Here is a 2,567-nt window from a genome sequence, read left to right as displayed (position 1 = left end):
TACCACAGATTTAGGACGTTATACCACATGTTTTTGGTTAAGTTTTAAGTCTGACGCTAATAGAGCCCCTACCCTCTGGTCCCAGTGCGCGCACTGCCCCGGGGGCTAGGGTCCCGCGTGCTTCCTCTTCCCCGCTACGGCGGGTAGGGGACAGAGCAGGGGCTACCGGCCTGCCCTCACCAGGTCAGGCCGGTAGCCCCCATCTGCTATGCCCTCTTACCCCGTCACCATTTACCTACGGCGTGCGCGGCGGGCACGCTTCACCTTTGCCGTGTAGTCGGCAAAGGTCAGCAGCAGCGCGATGATACAGAGCAGGAAGATGATACGCGGGGTGTCCAGTGCGATACCTAGCTCGGGGATGCTGAATACGGCGTTCGTGTTTGAGGCTGCTTCGGTGACGTCTCCAGCTTCTGGGTTGCCTTCTGCCGTGGGGATGGTCGGCAAGAAGATACCCAAAGACACCAGCCAGTTCTTCACGCTTTCCACCAGTCCGCTCAGCCATGCGCCAATAGCGCCGATAGGGGCCACGAAGAAGATGACCACAAAGGTGAGGACGTTCTCGAGATCGTTATTTGATGGGCTGTTTTGGCTCATGGCGCCTATTCCTCCTCTCGGGTGCGGGCTTCAATCTCTTCTTCGCTACGAGCGCGGCGGATGTTAAGCGGCTGGTTTGGGCTCATGGTCAGAGAACCAGATTCACCGTAGATGGTACGGTAACCCAGAATCGACTCACCACCGGAACCGAAGGGGTTCTTCAACAAGGAAGTAACGACGACCCACTCTCCATCGATTTCGACCAGGTCGCTTTCCTGAAGAGCCTCTGCCACCCCGTGGTGCTCTTCTTCCCAGATGGTCTCATCAAAGGCATTTCCGCCAGGATTCTGGTGCGAGACGTCAGGTTCCATGACCACTTCAGGGGTGACTACAGGCATGGTCAGCGTGTCCGGTTCAGCATCGTTCTTCTCCTGCGCTTGAGCTTCCAGGTGCTTGAGCTCAATTTCAAGAGCCTCAGTGCGGATGAACTCGACATCAATCGGTTCATCGTCTTCAGCGAGAATGGGTGCTTCAAGGTAGTCATCCCAGGGGGTCAGTGCTTCCTCAAACTCGTCCGTCTTCTCGTTATAGACCTGAGTCTTTTCTTCCAGCTCCTTCACATACTTCATGGTGTACAGCTGATGCTTCGGCATGACCTGCTTGAGCTTGTCGGCATCGTAATCAGGGTGCTCCGGGTCAGGGTTAGGCGCGAAGACCGTCTGAATCATGGTCGGCCTGCCATTGTGGAAAGCCAACGCGCGGCCCTTCACCGGCGGAACAGCACATCCCACAGACGCATCAGACCACATCATCATGGACGATTCCTTACTAATCTGCCCCAGCGTCAGACGAGCACCGTAGTTCTCACGGGTTTCACCACCCATGATTTCTGCGTTACCCTGCTGCAAGCCAGAGACCATGTGAATCATGGACGAGCGGGACAGACGGGCAATGGAGCCAAGCCACTTATCCACCTCGGACTTCGCGGGCATGCCCTTGACCTTGTGGGAGTTGTAGAAGTCAGCAATGTTTGCCTTCAGCTGTGCCAGCTCATCGCCGATGAAGAAGATCGGATCGTAGTCAATGACGCGGTATCGCTTTCCGCCGTTCTTGGCGGCGCGGACACGGCGCTTGTCGTTGCGTTCATGCATGATGTCGTGCAGAAGCTTGATAGCGCGAATCTGGGAGGGAACGGTGTCTGCAATCAGCTCAACGTTAGGCCAGGATTCGTAACCCATGAGCTCAAACTGCTTACCGTCGCACAGCCAGACACGGTATCCAGCCTGGGTAATCTGCTGAATGATGTTGTGCAGAGAGATCGTCTTACCCGAACCGGTACCACCAACGATGAGCAAGTGAGGGTCACTCTTGGGGTGCCAGGTAGCCCACTCGCCCTCTTCGGTCAGACCAAGCATGATCTTGAACTTGCTGTAGGCCTCGTAGCTTGCCATCTTATCGGCACGCTGACGCAACGGCTGGGCATGCGGAGGCAACGTCACGATCGTCGGCATTTCCTTCCGACGGCTAAAGGTCAGCGTGTCGTTCGGCAAATCCCAGTTACAGCGGAAAGCGCCAGGCAAACGAGTCAACAGCCAACTACTGGTATTGACCCTCAAGGACGGGCGCATACTGATTTCCATGCTCTTGGTGTGATGAACGGTGACCTGCGTGATGGTGCCGTCTTCATTGCGTTCAAAGTCGACGGTCGCAGTATCGCCCAAGGCTTTCTGAACGTCCTCGGTGAAGAGGCGCTCGCTCTTTTCGGCTTCGGTTTCGTTGATGGCTTGCTGTTCGGCGGTGGGTACGGCCTTGAGGACGAGCTTCTTGCGGGTGTTGTTGACCGAGTCGATCTTGAATTCGACGGTGCCATCAGAGAGCTCACGGTTAGCAACAGCGAGCAGCTTACCGACCCATTCGGGGTTGGCGGCTTCGATGCTGCGCCCGTAATATACGGTCAGGCTTGAGGGGTGGCCTGGCTCGGTGAGGTTGTGGCGCACGACGGCACTGGCCCGGCATGCCTTCGTCCAGGAGGC

At 56.7% G+C, this 2,567-nt stretch carries 2 protein-coding genes; both read right to left on the bottom strand.

Annotation, left to right across the window (positions count from 1 at the left end; all coding sequences use genetic code 11):
* Window positions 1–231: 231 nt before the first annotated feature.
* Window positions 232–594: a hypothetical protein gene (locus HMPREF2527_RS00675; RefSeq protein ID WP_070505652.1), complete on the bottom strand. Its 363-nt coding sequence runs from the start codon at window positions 592–594 to the stop codon at window positions 232–234.
* Between the two features lie 5 nt (window positions 595–599).
* A partial coding sequence (locus tag HMPREF2527_RS00670; RefSeq protein WP_141744418.1) for an FtsK/SpoIIIE domain-containing protein occupies window positions 600–2,567 on the bottom strand: 1,968 nt, incomplete at its 5' end.

This window comes from Rothia sp. HMSC071B01 (assembly GCF_001808945.1).
Lineage (GTDB): Bacteria > Actinomycetota > Actinomycetes > Actinomycetales > Micrococcaceae > Rothia.
Note: the sequence above shows the minus strand (reverse complement) of the source record. Positions and strands in the feature narration are given on the sequence as shown.